10 protein-coding genes and 1 riboswitch are annotated in these 18,184 nt (G+C 67.1%); of the genes, 4 read left to right on the top strand and 6 right to left on the bottom strand.

What is annotated here, in order from left to right; translation table 11 throughout:
* Positions 1-34: 34 nt before the first annotated feature.
* From ACEN9F_RS07200 to ACEN9F_RS07210, 3 genes are read right to left on the bottom strand one after another with little or no spacing between them, the layout of a single operon-like run.
* Positions 35-1,663: a methyl-accepting chemotaxis protein gene (locus tag ACEN9F_RS07200; RefSeq protein ID WP_413419268.1), complete on the bottom strand. Its 1,629-nt coding sequence runs from the start codon at positions 1,661-1,663 to the stop codon at positions 35-37.
* A gap of 9 nt (positions 1,664-1,672) precedes the next feature.
* Positions 1,673-4,378 (bottom strand): response regulator, encoded by a 2,706-nt coding sequence (locus ACEN9F_RS07205; RefSeq protein WP_413419270.1) that lies wholly within the window; start codon positions 4,376-4,378, stop codon positions 1,673-1,675.
* Positions 4,375-6,540 carry an EAL domain-containing protein gene (locus ACEN9F_RS07210; RefSeq protein WP_413419272.1) on the bottom strand — a complete coding sequence of 722 codons (2,166 nt, stop codon included), beginning with the start codon at positions 6,538-6,540 and terminating at the stop codon, positions 4,375-4,377. Before ACEN9F_RS07210 ends, ACEN9F_RS07205 begins: the two co-directional genes overlap by 4 nt.
* 228 nt (positions 6,541-6,768) lie before the next feature.
* Here ACEN9F_RS07210 and ACEN9F_RS07215 point away from each other — a divergent pair, with 228 nt between their 5' ends.
* Entirely contained in the window at positions 6,769-7,512 is a 744-nt protein-coding gene (locus ACEN9F_RS07215; protein ID WP_413419274.1) for a substrate-binding periplasmic protein, read from the top strand.
* Between the two features lie 19 nt (positions 7,513-7,531).
* Here the strand turns inward: ACEN9F_RS07215 and ACEN9F_RS07220 are convergent, their stop codons facing one another.
* Positions 7,532-10,159 carry a LuxR C-terminal-related transcriptional regulator gene (locus ACEN9F_RS07220; RefSeq protein ID WP_413419276.1) on the bottom strand — a complete coding sequence of 876 codons (2,628 nt, stop codon included), beginning with the start codon at positions 10,157-10,159 and terminating at the stop codon, positions 7,532-7,534.
* Positions 10,160-10,285: 126 nt separating this feature from the next.
* Positions 10,286-12,904 (bottom strand): LuxR C-terminal-related transcriptional regulator, encoded by a 2,619-nt coding sequence (locus tag ACEN9F_RS07225; RefSeq protein WP_413419278.1) that lies wholly within the window; start codon positions 12,902-12,904, stop codon positions 10,286-10,288.
* Between the two features lie 277 nt (positions 12,905-13,181).
* Here ACEN9F_RS07225 and ACEN9F_RS07230 point away from each other — a divergent pair, with 277 nt between their 5' ends.
* Entirely contained in the window at positions 13,182-15,413 is a 2,232-nt protein-coding gene (locus tag ACEN9F_RS07230; RefSeq protein WP_413419280.1) for an NADP-dependent isocitrate dehydrogenase, read from the top strand.
* A gap of 59 nt (positions 15,414-15,472) precedes the next feature.
* Here the strand turns inward: ACEN9F_RS07230 and ACEN9F_RS07235 are convergent, their stop codons facing one another.
* Positions 15,473-15,853, bottom strand: coding sequence for a FitA-like ribbon-helix-helix domain-containing protein (locus ACEN9F_RS07235; RefSeq protein ID WP_413419282.1), 381 nt, complete (start codon positions 15,851-15,853; stop codon positions 15,473-15,475).
* Positions 15,854-16,149: 296 nt separating this feature from the next.
* Positions 16,150-16,262, top strand: a riboswitch (guanidine-I (ykkC/yxkD leader).
* A gap of 63 nt (positions 16,263-16,325) precedes the next feature.
* Between ACEN9F_RS07235 and ACEN9F_RS07240 the strand changes: the two genes are divergently transcribed.
* Both ACEN9F_RS07240 and ACEN9F_RS07245 read left to right on the top strand, forming a co-directional pair.
* The gene (locus tag ACEN9F_RS07240) at positions 16,326-17,324 is read left to right on the top strand and encodes an ABC transporter substrate-binding protein (RefSeq protein WP_413419284.1); all 999 of its coding nucleotides are present in this window, start codon (positions 16,326-16,328) and stop codon (positions 17,322-17,324) included.
* 8 nt (positions 17,325-17,332) lie between these two features.
* Positions 17,333-18,184: an ABC transporter permease gene (locus tag ACEN9F_RS07245; protein ID WP_413419286.1), complete on the top strand. Its 852-nt coding sequence runs from the start codon at positions 17,333-17,335 to the stop codon at positions 18,182-18,184.

Below are 18,184 nucleotides of genomic sequence, written 5' to 3' on the forward strand. Positions count from 1 at the left end.
TAATCCGCCATGGTGCCTGCGCCGCCCCGCCGCGTCACCATTCCAAAGAATGGGGAGCGGATGCCACCAGCGCCAGCTTGCCGCCCGGGCGCGCCGGCGCGCGGTCGCCGGCCAGCTTGAACAGCCGCATTTCCTGCAGCATGGCGTGGGCCTGCTCCTGCATGCTGGCGGCCGCGGCGGCGGCCTGCTCGACCAGCGCGGCGTTTTGCTGGGTCGCCTCGTCCATCTGGCAGATCGCCTGGTTGACCTGCTCGATGCCGTCGCTTTGCTCGCTGCTGGCGGTGGCGATCTGCCCCATGATGTCGGTCACCTGCTGCACCGAGGCGACGATCTTGCGCATGGTCGCGCCGGCTTCGTCCGCCAACTGGCCGCCGCCGTCGATGCTGGCGACCGCCTCGGCGATCAAGCCCTTGATTTCCCTGGCCGCGCCGGACGAGCGCTGCGCCAGGTTGCGCACCTCGGCGGCGACGATGGCGAAACCACGTCCCTGCTCGCCGGCGCGCGCCGCCTCCACCGCCGCGTTCAGCGCCAGGATGTTGGTCTGGAAGGCGATGCCGTCGATCACGCTGACGATGTCGGCCACCTTGTGCGAACTGTGCTTGATGGCCGCCATCGTCGTCACCACCCGCGCCACCGCCTCGCCGCCCTGCCGCGCCACGCCGGCGGCCGACAGCGCCAGCTGGTTGGCCTGCCGCGCGTTGTCGGCGTTCTGGCGCACGGTGCCGGTCAGCTGCTCCATCACGGCGGCGGTCTGTTCCAGCGAGCTGGCCTGGGCCTCGGTGCGCGCCGACAGGTCCATATTGCCGGCGGCGATCTGGCGCGCGGCGACGGAAATGGTTTCGGTGCCGGTGCGCACCCGGCCCACGGTGGCCTGCAGGCTGTCGCTCATGCGCTTGAGCGCGCGCAGCAGCTGCCCCGGCTCATCGCCGTAGGCGGTATCGATGCGGCCGTCGAGGTCGCCGGACGCCACCACTTGCGCGGCCTCGACCGCGTCGTGCAGCGGGCCGGTGATGCTGCGCACGATCAGCACCGCGGCGGCGATGCCGGCGGCGACGGACAGCGCCAGGATCGCCAGCAGCGTCAGGTCGGCCCTGGCGATGCGCTCGGCCGATTCGGCCTCGGTGGCGCCGGCGCGGCGGCTGCTGATCTCCACCAGCCGGTTGACCGCCGCCAGGTGCTGGGCATAGGACTGCTTCATGCGCTGCATGGCGGCGGCGGCCGCCGCCGCGTCCTGCGCCTGCAAAGCCGGAACCAGTTGCTTGAACGCTGACGCATAGAACGCCTGCGCCGGCGCATCCACCTGGTTCAGCAAGGCGTCGGCGATATCGCCGTCGAGCTGTTGCGCCTGCCAATAGCGGTGACGCTCGTCGTAGTCGCGCTTGAGCGCCTGCAGCCGCGCCGCCAGCGCATCCTGCTCGGGCTGGCCGGCGGCGGCCATCATCTGGAAGCTGACCAGGTAGGACTCGAGGATGTAGGCCGGCGGCGGCAGCACGTCGGCGATCAGGTCCTTGCTCTGGATCACACGGTGGTACAGCGGGCCGTTGACCTTCAGCTCGCTGAGCGTCTTGAACGACCAGAAGCCGTAGATGGCCATGCCGGTCACAAAGATCGCGACCAGGGTCGCCAGGCGGCGGGATAATTTGAGTTTGCGCAGTGAATCCATTTTTCTCTTCTAGTCAATAACGGGGGTGGTGGCCGGCGCCAGGATGCGGCCGGCGTCGCGGATGGCTTGCGCCAGATATTGTTCAAACGCCGGCAGCAAGGCGGCGGCGCGCTCGCGCTCCCTGGCGTCGAGCGCGAATTGCAGTTCCATGGCGCTGCGCGACAGCGCTTCGGCGCCGATGGTGCCGGCCACCGATTTCATCGTGTGCGCCGAGCGCGCGGCGTCGGCCAGCCGGTCCTGGTCCAGCAGCTGCCGCATCGCCGCGCCCTCGCCGGCGCGCATTTCGGTAAAGGTCTGCAGCAGCTTGCGGTAGAAATCCTGCTTGCCGTAGCAGTGCTTCAAGCCCTTGCTGTACGAGATGCTGGCGCCGCCGGCCGACGCCGCCGGCCCGGCGGCCGGCGGCGGCACGGCGGCGTCGACGCCACCCGGCAGGCAGCGCGCCACCACGCCGAACAGGCGGGCCGGATCGGCCGGCTTGCTGATGTAGTCGTTCATGCCGGCGGCGAGGCAGCTTTCGCGGTCGGTGGTCAAGGCATGGGCGGTCATGGCGATGATGGGCAGCCCGGCCCAAGCCGGATTGGCGCGGATGCGGCGCGTGGTTTCATAGCCGTCCATGACCGGCATCTGCACGTCCATCAGCACCACATCGAAGCTGGCCGCGGCCAGCCAGTCCAGCGCCTCCTGGCCGTTGGCCGCCATGCTGACGCTCATGCCGCCGATGTTGGACAGCAGCTCGCAGGCGACCTGCTGGTTGAATTCGGTGTCCTCGACGATCAGCGCGCGCCGCCCGGCGATGCGGGCCAGCGCGTCGGCCACCGCGTCCTGCTCCGGCGGCGCTTCCGGCGCCAGGCAGGTCGGCTGGCCGAAAATGGCGTTGATGCCGTCGAACATGGACGCCAGGGTCAGCGGTTTCATCAGGAAACCGTCGAAGTTGAATTGCGTCACGCGCTGCTGCACCTCGTCCGACGAGTAAGCCGTCATCAGCGCGATCCTGGGCTGGCTCGCCAGCGCCTGGCTGCGGCGTATGCAATCGGCCATCTTGAAGCCGTCGACGCCGGGCATCATCCAGTCGATCAGCACCAGGTCGAACGGCTTGCCGGCGCCGCACTCCAGCGCGGCCAGTCCCTCGGCGGCGGATTCCACCGCGATGCCGGTGCAGCCCAGCGTGGGCAGCAGCTCCAGGCAGATCTGGCGCGCGCTGGGGTTGTCGTCCACCACCAGCACATGGATGCGGCGCATCGCCGGCGCGCGGTCGTAGCCGATCTCGTCGCCGGGCCGGCCCAGCCCCAGCGGCACGCTGAAGAAGAACTCGCAGCCGCGCCGGGCGCCGAGGTCGACGCCGATCGCGCCGCCCATCAGCTCCACCAGCTGCTTGCTGATGGCCAGGCCCAGGCCGGTGCCGCCGAACTCGCGCGTGGTCGAGGCGTCGGCCTGGGTGAAGGGCTGGAACAGCCGCGCGGCCTCGTCCGGCGTGATGCCGATGCCGTGGTCGCGCACGGTGAACCGCAGGCGCACCGCGTCGCCGTCCGGCGCCGCCTTCGCCACCCGCACCGTCACCTCCTCGCCGCGGCCGGAAAACTTGACCGCGTTGCCGCACAGGTTGAGCAGGATCTGGCCGAGGCGCGTCGGGTCGCCGATCAGCGCATCGGGCACGCCGTCGTCGATCCGCAGCGTGAAGCGGATGGCTTTCTCCTGCGCCTTGACGCCGGTGATCGTGGCGATGCTGTCCAGCAGGCCCGACAGGCGGAACGGCCGCAGCTCCAGGTCCAGCTTGCCCGCCTCGATCTTGGAAAAGTCCAGGATGTCGTTGATGGTGCCGAGCAAGGCGTCGGCCGACAGCCGGATCTTCGCCAGGTAGTCGCGCTGCTTGGGCGTGAGCTCGGTGGTCGCCAGCGCCAGATGGGTCATGCCGACGATGGCGTTCATCGGCGTGCGGATTTCATGGCTCATGTTGGCCAGGAATTCGCCCTTGCTGCGGTTGGCGCCCTCGGCGTTCAGGCGGGCTTCCTCGTGCGCGTCGCGGATATCGATGTGATGCTGGATCTGGCCCGCGATCGCGGTCGCCATCTGGCGCAGCACCATCGCCACCAGGATCAGCAGCGCCGACAGCGATACCACGCCCAGCCACCAGACGGCGCGCCGGATGGTGGCGCGGGCGTCGGCTTCCTGCGCCCGCTGGTAGTCGGTCAGCGCGGCCGCCAGTCGGCTGACGGCGAGCCGGTTGGCTTCATAGGCGCCGGCCAGGCGCAGGTAGGAGGCGTCCGCTAGCGCCTGGTCGCCGCGCATCAGGGCCGGCGCGTACACTTGCTGGAACTCGCGGAAGAAGGCGTCGGCCGGCTGGTGGATGTCCTGGCTGATCAGGCTCTTGATGGCGGCCGGCATCGGCCTGGCGCGCCACGCCGCCTGCACCTCGTCGTAGCGCTGGCGCAGCGCCGCCATCCGCGCCAGCAGCGGCCAGCGCTCGCGGTCCGGCAGCGCGCGCACCTGGTGCGCCAGCAAATAGCTTTCGACGATGTACAGCGGCGGCGGCAGGATGTCGCCCTCCAGGTTCTTGCCCAGGATGATTTGCTCGTACAGGCGGCCGTTGACCGCCACCTCGGTCAGCGTGCGGTACGACCAGGCCGACAGCGCCAGCAGGGCGATGACGATGCTGGCCAACAGCAGGCGGAATTGGCCGCGGATGGACAGCCTTTGCATCAGATGCTTGATTTTCATGGTGTTGCGGGCACGGCGCCGGCATGGCGCCCCTTCTCTGTGGCGATAAATTGAAGAAACGCGGCGGCGTCCATCGGCTTGGCGTACCAGTAGCCCTGCAGCAGGTCGCAGCCGTGGGAGGCCAGGAATTGATGCTGGGCCTCCAGCTCCACGCCCTCCGCCACCACCCGCAGGCCGAGGCCCTTGGCCAGCTTGATCACCGCCGACGCGATCACCGAATCGTTGAGGTCGCCGGGGATGTCCTTGACGAAGGAACGGTCGATCTTGAGCTTGTCGACCGGCAGGCGGCGCAGATAGGCCAGCGAGGAATAGCCGGTGCCGAAGTCGTCGATGGCGATGCCGAAGCCCTGCCCGGCCAGCTGGCGCAGGGTGACGGCGGCGGCGTCGACATCGGTCATGGCGGTGGTTTCCGTGACCTCCAGTTCGATGCTGGTGGCCGCCACGCCCTCCTCGGCCGCGATGCGGGCGATGTCGTCGGCCAGGCCGCACTGCTGGAACTGGCGCGGCGACAGGTTGATCGCCATCGACAGCGCGAAGCCGGCGGCGCCGGCGAACAGGCGCTGCTGGCGGCAAGCCTGGCGCATCACCCAGTAGCCGATCGGCACGATCAGCCCGGATTCCTCGGCCAGCGGAATGAAGCGGTCGGGGCCGATCATGCCGTGCCGCGGATGGTGCCAGCGCAGCAGCGCCTCGGCGCCGACCAGGGCGCCGCTGGCCAGGTCCATCTGCGGCTGGAACTGCACCACGAACTCGCCGCGCTCCAGCGCCAGCCGCATATCGTTTTTCAGCGCCAGCTCGTCCTGCGCCTGGCGGTCCATGTCGTTGGAATACAGCCGGTACTGGCCGCGCCCGGCCGCCTTGGCGCTGTACATGGCGGCGTCGGCCCGTTTGATCAGCTCGTCGACGCTGAGGCCGTCGTCCGGGCACAGCGCCACGCCGATGCTGCCGCCGCAATAGGTGCGCTGGCCGGCCACCGCGAACGGCTGCGCCAGGCGCTGCACCAGCTTGGCGGCCACCGCATGCACGGCGGCGGCGTCGTGGATATTGCGCAGCACCAGCAGGAATTCGTCGCCGCCGAAACGGGCGGCGATGTCGCCCTCGCGGATTTCCTGCCGGATCGCCAGCGCCACCGCGGCCAGCAGGCCGTCGCCCACCGCGTGGCCATGCGCGTCGTTGACGTACTTGAAGCGGTCGAGGTCGATGAACAGCACGGCCAGGCGCTCCTGGCGGCGCAGGCAGGCCTTGATTTCCTGCGCCAGCTGCTCGCGGAACATATTGCGGTTGGCCAGGCCGGTGAGCGGATCGTGATAGGCCAGCCGGGCCAGGTTTTCCTCGGTGCGGCGCAGCGCCGTGATGTCGGAAAATACCCCGACATAGTGTTTCAGCGCGGCGCCGGCGCGCGGCTGGTAGGCCGTCACCTCCAGCCATTTCGGATACTGCTCGCCGTTGCCGCGCCGCGCCCTCACCTCGCCCACCCAGTGGCCGCCGGCGCGCAGCGCCCGCCACACCGGACCGTCCAGGTCCTGCAGTTCGTCCGGCCGCTGGCCGATGCACTCGTCGCGCGCGGCGCCGGTGATGCGGCCATAGGCCGGGTTGACGTCGACCAGGCGGGCGTCCGCATCGGCGATATACATGCCTTCGCTGGTGGTTTCGAACACGTGGCGGTAGGTCGACAGGCGCTCCTCGGCCAGCCGCCGCACATCGATCTCGGCCTGCAGCGCCGCCGTGCGTTCGCCGACCCGCAACTCCAGCATGGCCCGCTCCGCCTCCAGCAGCTTGCGGGTATGGGTCAGCGCGATATGGGCGTCGACCCTGGCCATCACCTCTTCCGGCTGGAACGGCTTGCAGATGAAGTCCACGGCGCCCAGCCGCAAGCCGCGCACCTGGTCGTGGGTCGCGTTCAGCGCCGAGATGAAAACGATGGGAATCTTGTCGCAGTTGCCGTGCTGTTTCAAATGGCGGCACACCTCGAAGCCGTCCATGCCGGGCATGCGGATGTCGAGTAGAATCAAATCCGGCGGCTGCGACAAGGCCTCGAACAGCGCCTGTTCGCCGTCGCCGGCGTCGCGCACGGCGTAGCCGCCGTCGCGCAGCAGATCGCTGAGCAACTGGCGCGATTCCTGAGCGTCGTCGACAACGAGGATCTCGCCTTTACTGGTCATCTTGTGGGGGCTTTCCATGGTGCGGCGGGAAGAACAGGGCGGGATTGCGGGGAAAACCGACAGCCTAATGTCTGACGGCAACTCCGTCACCATGCTTAAGCATGGCCGCGTGCGCCGCGCGGCGCCGGCCCGTCGGATTTTTTCCACACCATGCTTAGGAATGGTGCGCCGCGCCCCCGCGCCCCCTATGATCCGGGCCAGCCCTGCCGCCTCCCTTCCAAGTCCGCCATGATGAAAACACCGCTCCTCTCCGCCCTGTTGCCGCTCGCCTGCCTGTCCGGCGCGGCCGCCGCCGCGCCGCCGCTCGAATTGCAAATCGTGCACCGGCCGCCCTACCTGGTGGTGCAGCCCGGCGGCATGGACGGCATCTCGGTCAGGCCGACGGCGGCGGCGTTCCGCAAAGCCGGCATCGAGGTGGTCTGGAAGGAAGTGCCGGCGCTGCGCCAGCTGCAGCGCCTGAAATCCAACCAGGAGCGGATCTGCTCGGTCGGCTGGTACAAGACCCGCGAGCGCACGCAGTTCGCCAAATTCACGCATGCGGTGTCGCAGGATTCGCCGTGGGCCGCCTTCGCCAACCTGCAGGCCAGGCCGGCCGGCAACCTGACCGTGCATAGCCTGCTGGCCGACAGCCAGCTGACCGTGCTGATGAAGGCCGGCTTCGTGTACGGCGACTACCTGGACCGGGAAATCGCCGGCATGCGCGCGCAACGCAAGGAAACCCATGCCGACATGCCGCAGGTGCTGAAGATGATCGAGGTCGGGCGCGCGCAACTCACCTTCGCGCCGATCGAGGAAATCCAGTACTACCTGAAGAACTACGCGCTCCAGAACGGCGAATCGCAAATCATCACCTTCAATGAAATGCCCGATGGCTACAAGCGCCACCTGATGTGCAGCAAGCTGGTCGAGGATGAGGTGATTGCCAGGTTCAACGCCGCCCTGGCCGGCCTGAAGGGCCGGGGCGCGCATTGACCACGCCCCGCCCGCCGGGCTAGGGCGCCGCCTTGCCGGCGGCGGCCTCGTTGAGCAGGCCGGCCTGGCGCGCGTGGTTGACCGCCTGGACCCGGTTGGCGACGCCGAACTTGTCGAAGACCTGGGCCATATGCCATTTCACGGTGTTGATCGACAAGCCCAGGCTGGCCGCCACTTCGCGGTTGCTCTGGCCCTGAGCCACCAGGCTCAGCAATCCGCGCTCGGCCGGCGTCAGCTGGGCCGGAGCCGGCTTGCTGCCCTGCGGGCCGGCGGCCACCGCGAGCAAGCTGGCCAGGTGCGCGGCCGCCGCCGCGCTCAGCTGCGGCGCGGCCTGCCGCTTGAGCGTCTCCAGCAAGCGCACCACGCCCTCGCCCTCGTCCAGGAAGGTGCGGATCAGGCCGGACTGCGCGCCCTGCTCCAGCGCCAGCGCCAGTTGCGCCAGCGCCGCGCCGGCCTGCCCGCCGCGCTCCAGCGCCAGCGCCAGCAGCACCCGCAATTTCGCCGCGCGCCACACCCGCCCCATTGCTTCGGCCTGGGCCAGCAGGCGCTGCAGTTGCTCCTGCGCGATCGCCAGTTCGCCGCTGGCGATCGCCAGCCGCGCCTGGGCGATGCCGGCGCCATCGATCTCCTGGCTGGAAAAGATCCATGGCGACGGTTCGCTGTCGGTGCAATCGAGCAGCGCCGCATAACCGGCGATGCTGCTGCGGTTGCCCACCACCACGACCAGACGCGACAATTCATTTTCCAGCGCGCAGCGCACCTGCGGCGGCGCCTGCTTGCGGGCCTTCATGATTTCGCATTCCAGCCAGCGCTTGGCGCCGAGCGGGCCGGTCTGCAGGGCCATCAGCTTGGCCTGGATCACTTGCAAGGCGCTGCCGGTATCCCATGGCAGCGCGAGGCCCGCCATGCCGCGCGCAAACTTCATGTGGACAGCCACATCGTGGATCCGGTTGCGCTCGTACAGCAGCATCAGCAGCAGGCCGCCGCCGTAGGAATACAGGAAAGCCGGCGGGATGGTGGCGCTATGCTGCGACAGCAGTTGCTCGATCGTCGCCATTTGCTCCAGCGCCAGGTCGAGCCGGCCCTGCATGGCGTCCAGATAGGCTTGCAGGAACACCACCACCGACATCGTGGTCACGCTGCCCGACTCGCCGCAGATGCGGCGCGCCTCGATCAGCATCCGCACCGCCTGCGGCAAGGCGCCGCGCGCCAGATAGGAGTACGCCAGGTTGGTGGCCATCACGCCGCGCTCGTAAGGATGGATATGCCGCGGTCCGGGCCAGTTGCGCTCGGCCAGGCTGACGCTGCGGGCTATGTCGCCATCCAGGAAGGCCAGCACGGTTTCAAACGCGCGCAGCCCCTCGGCATAGGCCGGATCGCTGCCGGGCGTGCCGGCCTGCTGGCGGAAATACGCGATCCAGCGCTGGGCGTCGGCGCGCCGCGACGAATAGGCCAGGCCCACCAGCAGGCTGCGGCTCAGGCGCGGCCGGCTGCGCAGCAATTCCTCCGGCAACTGGTCGCAGCAATGGATCAGGCTGAGGAACTGGGCCCGCACGCGCAAGGTCTCGGCCAGCGGCTCCAGCACGTCGGCCGCGCCGGCATGGTCGCCGGCCTTGATGTGGCAGTCGAAGGCGTCCAGCCCGCGCCCATGTTGCGCCAGCCAAGCCGCCGCCCGCGCATACAGGGAATCGCGGCCGCCGCGCACCGGCTGGTAATGGCGCACGATGTGGCCGGCGAACAGCGGGTGATAGCGGAACCAGTGCTCGCCGATCGGCTGGATCGGCAATCCGGACAGGCGGATGCGGGCGATCAGCTGCGCGCTGTCGTCGCGCCCGCGCACGGCATCGGCCAGTTCGACGCAGAACGATTGCAACGGCGCGGTCGCGATCAGGAAGGCTTGCACGTCGTCGGGCTGGGCGCGCAGCACCTCTTCGGCCAGATAGTCGCTCAGGTCGTTCATGCCGTGCAGGTCCGGCAGGCACTTGGCGACGCTGCCCTGGATCCGCTTCCAGGCCAGCACCAGCAGTTCGATCGCGGCCGGCCAGCCTTCGGTGGCCTGGTGCAGCCAGTGCGTTTCCTCGTCGGACAGGAACAGGTTGGCGTGGTGCAGATAGGCTTCCGTTTCCGCCGGCACGAAGCGCAGCGTTTCCAGGTTCATTTCGATCAGGATGTGCTTGGCCTTCAGGTTGGCCACGCTGACCTGGTGCAGGCTGCGGCTGGCCAGGTAGATGCGCAAGCCTGCCGGCAGCATCTCGCCGATCACCGACAGCAGCAGGCGGATGGCGGCTTCGTCCAGGCGCTCGACGTCGTCGAGGAACAAATGGGCGACGCTGGTGGCGTTCAGCGTGCTCATGCTGGCATCGCCCTGCGCGCCGCCGCCGAGCAGGGCCGCGCGCAAGCTCAGCAGCAAGCGCGCCGGATCGCGGTCGGCGTTGTCGAAGGTCAGCCAGGCCACCTGCTCGCCCTGCCGCGCGAGGCTGGCATGCCAGAGCCGCAGCACCGAGGTCTTGCCGAAGCCCGCCGGCGCGCGCAGCAAGACGATGCGGTGGTGCTTTGCCGCCTCCAGCCTGGCCATCATGTCGCCGCGCGACATGAGGGTGCAGGCGGTCGAAGGCGGCACCAGTTTTTGCGCAATGAAATCAAGCACAGACGGCCCCCGCGCGCAGTGAGGCGGTATCGCAAACGTGCTCGTGTTGCATGACAAACTCTCCCTATCGTTTTAATGTATGGCCGGACAGCGAGGACCGGCTGAAGGCTGGCTGGAACGCGGCGTTTATTTCTGCGCCGGCGTTTCGTTGAGCAAGCCGGCCTGCCGCGCGAGGTTGGCCGCCTGGACCCGGTTGGACACGCCGAACTTGTCGAAGATCTGGGCCAGGTGCCATTTCACGGTATTGATCGACAAGCCCAGGCTGGCCGCCACGGCGCGATTGCTCTGGCCTTGCGCCACCAGGCTCAGCAAGCCACGCTCCGCCTGCGTCAGCTCGGCCGGCGCCGTCCGGTCGGCCTGCGGCCCGGCGGCGGCCGCCAGCACGGCGGCCAGGTGCGCGGCGACGGCCGGATCGAGCGGCGGCATGGCCTGCGTCCGCAGTTTCTTCAGCAGGCGCACCACGCCCTCGCCCTCGTCCAGGAAGGTGCGGATCAGGCCGGACTGCGCGCCCTGCGCCAAGGCCCGCGCCAGTTGCTCCAGCGCGGCGCCGGCCTGTCCGCTGCGCTCCAGCGCCAGCGCCAGCAGCACCCGCAATTTCGCCGCGCGCCACAGCCGTCCCATCCCCTCGGCCTGGGCCAGCAGGCTGCGCAGCTGCGCCAGCGCGATCCCCAATTGGCCGCTGGCGATCGCCAGCCGCGCCTGGGCGATGCCGGCGCCGTCGATTTCCTGGCTGGGAAAGATCCACGACGCCGGGGCGTCGGCGGCGCAGTCCAGCTGGGAGGCATAGCCGGCGATGCTGGCGCGGTTGCCCACCATCACAACCAGGCGCGACAGTTCATTTTCCAGCGCGCAGCGCACCTGCAGCGGCGCATCCTTGCGGGCCTTCATGATTTCAGACTCCAGCCGGCGCTTGGCGCCCACCGGGCTGGCCTGCAAGGCCATCAGCTTGGCCTGGATCACCTGCTGCACGACCACGGTATCCCACGGCAGCGACATGCCCGTCATGCTGCGCGCAAATTTGATGCGGGCCGCGGTATCGTCAATCTGGTTGCGCTCGTACATCAGCATCAGCAGCAGGCCGCCGCCGTAGGCGTACAGGCAGATCGCCGGAATGGTGGCGCTATGCGTCAGCAGCAACTGCTCGATCGCCGCCATTTGCTCCAGGGCCGCGTCGAGCCGTCCCTGCATCGCATCCAGGTAGGCTTCCAGGAAGATCACCACCGACATCGTGGTCACGCTGCCGGACTCGCCGCAGATGCGGCGCGCCTCGATCAGCATGCGCACCGCCTGCGGCAGCGAACCGCGCACCAGGTAGGCGTACGCCATGCTCGTGGCCAGCGCGCCGCGCTCGTAGGGATGCGCTTGCTGCTGCGTCGGCCAATAGCGCTCGGCCAGGGCGATGCTGGTGTCGATATCGCCCCCCAGGAAGGCCAGCACCGGCTCGAACGCCCGCACGACGTCGCCGTAGATCGGATCGCCGCCCGGCGTGCCGGCCTGCTGGCGGAAGTAGTCCATCCAGCGCAGGGCTTCATGCCGGCGCGGCGAGTACGCCAGGCCGACCACCAGGCTGCGGGTCAGGCGCGGCCGGGTGCGCAGCAGCGCTTCCGGCAACTGGTCGCAGCAGCGTATCAGGCTGGGAAACTGGGCCCGCAGGCGCAGCGTCTCGGACAGCGGTTCCAGGATGTCGGCCGCGCTGGCATGGTCGCCGGCCTTGATGTAGCAGTCGAAGGCGTCCATGCCGCGGTCGTGCTGCGCCAGCCATCGCGCCGCCCGCGCATAGACGGAGGCGGGGCCGTTGCGGGCCGGCAAGTAATGGCGCACGATGTGGCCGGCGAACAGCGGGTGGTAGCGGAACCAGTGCTCGCCCAGCGGCTGGATCGGCAGGCCGGCGCGCCGGACATGTTCGATCAGCCGCGCGCTGTCGTCGCTGGCGCGCACGGCGTCGGCCAGCTCGACGGAGAACGATTGCAGCGGCGCGGTCGCGATCAGGAAGGCCTGCACCTCGGCCGGCTGCGCGCGCAGCACCTCTTCGGCCAGGTACTCGTTCAAGTCGTTCATGCCATGCAAATCCGGCAAGCTCTTGGCCACACTGCCCTGGGTGCGCTTCCAGGCCAGCACCAGCAGCTCGATCGCCGCCGGCCAGCCCTCGGTGGCCTGGTGCAGCCAGCGGATTTCCTCCTCGGACAGGAACAGGTTGGCCTGGCGCAGATACGCTTCCGTTTCCGCCGCGACGAACCGCAGGTTTTCCAGGTTCATCTCCAGCAGGATGTGCTTGGCCTTCAAATTGGCGACGCTGACCTGGTGCAGGCTGCGGCTGGCCAGGTAGACGCGCAAGCCGGGCGGCAACACTTCCGCGATCAGGGACAACAGCAGGCGGATGGTGCCCTCGTCCAGACGCTCGACGTCGTCGAGGAACAGATGCGCGACGCTGGTCGCGCTCAGGCTGCTCAACGAGGCCTCGATCTGCGCGTCGGCGCCCAGCAAGGCCGCGCGCAAACTCAGCAGCAAGCGCGCGGGATCGCGGTCGGCCTGGTCGAACGTCAGCCAGGCGACCTGGCCGCGCTGCGCCGCGAGGTTGGCGTGCAACAAGCGCAGCACCGAGGTCTTGCCAAACCCGGCCGGCGCGCGCAGCAAGACGATGCGGTGCTGCCTTGCCGCCTCCAGCCTGGCGATCATGTCGGCGCGCAGCATCAGCGTGCAGGCCGTCGCCGGCGGCATCAGTTTGTGCGCAATGAAGTCAAGCACCGCCATCTCCCAAGTCGATTGATATCATAATGAAATAAATGTTGACTTAAGGATACCTATGTTAGCGCAACCTCGTCACCATCCTAAAGAATGGCACCATCCAATTTTTTCATAATGTGAAAACCGACCCCATTCCATGAGAGGGTTTTAGCCAAACACGGCTAGGACAGTCTAAAATAAGCACTTTGCACCACAACCGCCAAGGGCACCGGTCGACCACCATCTGCCTGGAACGGAACTCTTTACTCCAAACACTACCGTATACAAGGGAATGACCATGTCAACACCAAAGTCAAAAATTATCTACACACTGACTGACGAGGCGCCGCTGCTGGCGACGTATTCCCTGCTACCGATTATCAAGAAGTTCACCGCGCCAGCCGGCGTCGACGTGGTCGCCACCGACATCTCGGTCGCCGCGCGCGTCTTGGCCGAGTTCCCGGAATTCCTCAGCGACGACCAAAAAGTACCGAACACCCTGGCCGAACTGGGCGCACTGACCCAGTTGTCGGACACCAACATCATCAAGCTGCCGAACATCAGCGCCTCGGTATCGCAACTGGTGGCCTGCGTGCGCGAACTGCAAAGCCGCGGCTACAAGCTGCCCGACTATCCGGAAGACGCGAAAACCGACGCCGACAAGGCGCTCAAGGCCCGCTACGGCAAATGCATCGGCAGCTCGGTCAACCCGGTCCTGCGCGAAGGCAACTCCGACCGCCGCGCGCCGAAGGCGGTCAAAGAGTTCGCCCGCAAGAACCCGCATTCGATGGGCGAGTGGAGCCAGGCTTCGCGCACCCACGTTTCGCATATGCACCACGGCGACTTCTACCACGGCGAAAAATCGCTGACGCTGGACCAGCCGCGCGACGTCAAGATGGAATTGATCACCGCCTCCGGCAAGACCGTGGTGCTGAAACCGAAGGTCTCGCTGCAGGCCGGCGAGATCATCGACAGCATGTTCATGAGCAAGAAAGCGCTGCTGGAGTTCTACGAGAAGGAAATCGACGACGCCTTCAAGACCGGCGTGATGTTCTCGCTGCACGTCAAGGCCACCATGATGAAGGTGTCCCACCCTATCGTGTTCGGCCACTGCGTGCGCATCTTCTACAAGGAAGCGTTCGCCAAGCACGCCAAGCTGTTCGAGGAACTGGGCGTCAACGTCAACAACGGCATGGCCAACCTGTACGACAAGATCGAGACCCTGCCGGCCTCCAAGAAGGACGAAGTCCTGAAGGACCTGCACGCCTGCCACGAACACCGTCCGGAACTGGCGATGGTCGACTCGGCCAAGGGCATCACCAACTTCCACTCGCCGAACGACATCATCGTCGACGCCTCGATGCCGGCCATGATCCGCATCGGCGGCAAGATGTGGGGCGCCGACGGCCGTCCGAAGGACGTCAAGGCCGTGATGCCGGAGTCCACCTTCGCCCGCATCTACCAGGAAATGATCAACTTCTGCAAATGGCATGGCAACTTCGATCCGAAGACCATGGGCACCGTGCCCAACGTCGGCCTGATGGCGCAGCAAGCCGAGGAATACGGCTCGCACGACAAGACCTTCGAAGTGACGGAAGCCGGCGTCGCCAACATCACCGACCTCGCCACCGGCGAAGTGCTGCTGACGCAGAACGTCGAAGAAGGCGACATCTGGCGCATGTGCCAGGTCAAGGACGCGCCGATCCGCGACTGGGTCAAGCTGGCCGTCACCCGCGCCCGCAACTCCGGCATGCCTGCCGTGTTCTGGCTGGACCCGTACCGTCCGCACGAGAACGAAGTCATCAAGAAGGTCCAGGTCTACTTGAAGGACCACGACACCAAGGGCCTGGACATCCAGATCATGTCGCAAGTGCGCGCCATGCGCTACACGCTGGAGCGCGCCTCGCGCGGCCTGGACACCATCTCGGTGACCGGCAACATCCTGCGCGACTACCTGACCGACCTGTTCCCGATCCTGGAACTGGGCACCAGCGCCAAGATGCTGTCGATCGTGCCACTGATGGCCGGCGGCGGCATGTACGAGACCGGCGCCGGCGGTTCGGCGCCCAAGCACGTCAAGCAGCTGGTCGAAGAGAACCACCTGCGCTGGGATTCGCTGGGCGAGTTCCTGGCCTTGGCCGTGTCGCTGGAAGACATGGGCATCAAGACCGGCAACGCCAAGGCGCAGATCCTGGCCAAGACGCTGGACGAAGCCACCGGCAAGCTGCTGGACAACAACCAGTCGCCATCGCCACGCACCGGCGAGCTGGACAACCGCGGCAGCCACTTCTACCTGTCGCTGTACTGGGCGCAGGCGCTGGCCGCGCAGAGCGACGACCCGGAACTGAAGGCGCACTTCGCGCCGCTGGCGAAAGCGCTGGCGGAGAACGAAGGCAAGATCATCGGCGAGCTGAAGGATGTGCAGGGCAAGGCGACCGATATCGGCGGCTACTACTACCCGGATCCAGCCAAGACCGAAGCGGTGATGCGTCCAAGCGCCGCCTTCAACGCGGTACTGGCATCGATCTAACGCCAGCGCCATGAGCTCAAAAGGGCAGCCGTTCGGCTGCCCTTTTTTATTGAACGCCCTTATACACTCCAAGGATTAATGACCGTCAAGCCGGCGGCCTCAAAGGGAGCGGTATCGCGTGATGCAACGATGAATCCCCGCGAGGCCGCGATCGCTGCAATGTAGCCGTCTGGCCGAGGAAATCCTCGTTCAAATTTCAGCGGCTCGGCTGCCGTCTCGTCTCTCACTTGAACGAGAAGCTCGACGTCGTCGTTCGTAAGGCCGATCTTGTGACCTAAGGCCGCGAGGGCATCTCCCAGCCGAATGCGCGATTCGGGCTTGACCGCAGCCGCCAGGATCTCGCGGACCTCGGCCTCGGTACTGCGGCCATGTTGAGCTGCTCGCACCCGCAGTGCGCGATGTACATCGTCAGGGAGATTACGCACAGTTAGCATTGCCATAACGTCACCTAATAAAATGCCTTCGACGCATTCATCCTATATTATTGAATGCAAACCTCAAGGATAGGGGCCGCGTGCACCTGGCGCGGCGCACAGGATGCGCAGCACGCCGGCGAGTCAGCTTGCGCCACGGCAGCGCAGCCCGCACCATAACGATGCGGCGCGGTTGTTATTGGTGCGGCATGCATGCGCCGCAGCGCGCATTGTGGCCGATAGCGCCGGAAAACCGCTGGCACACCTCTTGCGTAATGACAGGTAGCGAGAGGTGCGGCTGACATAGTCGAACAACACTTCTTGAGCATGGACGCTAGGGTTCCGGTCGCCGACAGGCGATGTCTGGTCCGAGAGCAGCCGGTTTCAGACAGCCCGCCTGACTGAAACTCCACGGAGGGATAAAAGCCCGGGAGGTCATCACATTGCCAGACTTGTGATGCTCACCTCTCGTCCTTTTATTTTTTTCGGGAGCCTGTCCATGCATACACGTTTCTCCTCGCGCGTCCTGCGCTCTTTCGTCGCATCCCTGTTGTGCATGACCCTGGGCCTGGGCGCCGCGCCGGTCCACGCCGAAGTGAAGGTCGGCCTGTCCGACTGGCCGGGCTGGGTCGCCTGGTATGTCGCCGACCAAAAGGGCTATTTCAAGAAATACGGCGCCAAGGTCAAGCTGGTCTGGTTTGCCAACTACAGCGATTCCATCGCCGCCCTGTCGGCCGGCCAGCTGGATGCCAATTCCCAGACCTGGTCCGACACCATGACGCCGCTGGCCAAGGGCGTGCCGCTGAAAACCATCCTGGTCAACGACAATTCGGCCGGCAACGACGCCCTGATGGTCTCGCCCAGGATCAAGTCCTTCGCCGACCTGAAGGGCAAGTCGATCGCGCTGGAACAATTCAGCATTTCCCATTTCGTGCTGGCCCATGCGCTGGCCAGCAACGGCCTGGCCATCAAGGATGTGAAGATCGTCAACCTGGCGGCCGGCGACGCGGCGGCCGCCTTCATGTCCGGCAAGGTCGACGCCGCCGTGCTGTGGAATCCCTGGGTGTCCAAGATCGAAACCAGCGGCAAGGGACGCGCCCTGTTCACGTCCAAGGACATGCCGGGCATGGTGCCGGACCTGTTGGTGGCGCACAGCAAGGCGCTGGGCGACAAGGCCAAGCGCGCCGAACTGGTGGCGATGATCAAGGCCTGGTTCGACACCGAGCAGTTCATCCGCAGCAACCAGGCCGAAGCGCTGCAGATCATGTCCAAGGTGGTCGGCATGAAGCCGGACGAATACAAGGTCTTCCTGCCCGGCACCCGCTTCTTCGGCGCCGCCGACAACCGCGCCGCGCTGGACCCCGCCCAGCCGCAATCGCTGGTGGCGGCTGGCCCGGCGATCCACAAGTTCCTCAAGGAGAACAAGCTGGTCGATGGCACGGTGGACTATGCCCGCGGCATAGACAGCTCCCTGCTGGCTGACGCGCTGAAGAAGTAAGACCAGCCATGCGAGATGTCATCACTGGCCGCAAGGCCACGCACAGCCGCGCCCAGGCGCCGCGCAACCGCCGTTCGCCATGGGCCGCGCGCGGTGAGCTGAGCCGCACCAGCGTCATGGCGCTGGCGGCGCTGGGCTTCCTGCTGCCGTTCATCGCCTGGACCGTGGTCTCGGCCAGCGCCTGGGTCGACCCGGTATTCCTGCCGACGCCGCTGCAGGTGCTGCAACGCGCCCACGAATGGCTGCTGGCCGACGACTTGCTGGCCGACCTCGGCATCAGCGTGGGCCGCGTGTTCGGCGGCTTCCTGCTGTCGGCGGCCGTCGCCGTGCCGCTCGGCGTGCTGATGGGAACCTACGCCCCGCTGCGCGCGCTGCTGGAGCCGCTGACCGACTTCAGCCGCTACCTGCCGGCGGTGGCCTTCATTCCGCTGATCATGCTGTGGGTGGGCATCGACGAAAGCGCCAAGGTGGCGGTGATTTTCGTCGGCACCTTCTTCCAGATGGTGCTGCAGATCGCGCAAGACATCGCGCGGGTGCCGGCGGCTTCGGTGGAGGCGGCCCAGACCATGGGCGCCAGCAACGGCGAGGTGCTGCAGCACGTGCTGATCCCGGCCGCCCGCCCGGCCATGCTCGACACGCTGCGCTCCATGATGGGCCTGTCCTGGACTTACCTGGTGGTGGCCGAACTGGTGGCCGCCAGCTCCGGGCTGGGCTTCTCCATCCTGAAGGCGCAGCGCTTCCTGCAAACCGACAAGATCTTCACCGGCATCCTGCTCATCGGGCTGGTGGGCTTGCTGACCGACCAGGGCTTCCGCTGGCTGCACCGGCGCGCCTTCCCCTGGTTTCACCTGCGGAGCTAA

It is taken from the genome of Duganella sp. CT11-25, from assembly GCF_047302815.1.
Lineage (GTDB): Bacteria > Pseudomonadota > Gammaproteobacteria > Burkholderiales > Burkholderiaceae_D > Rugamonas.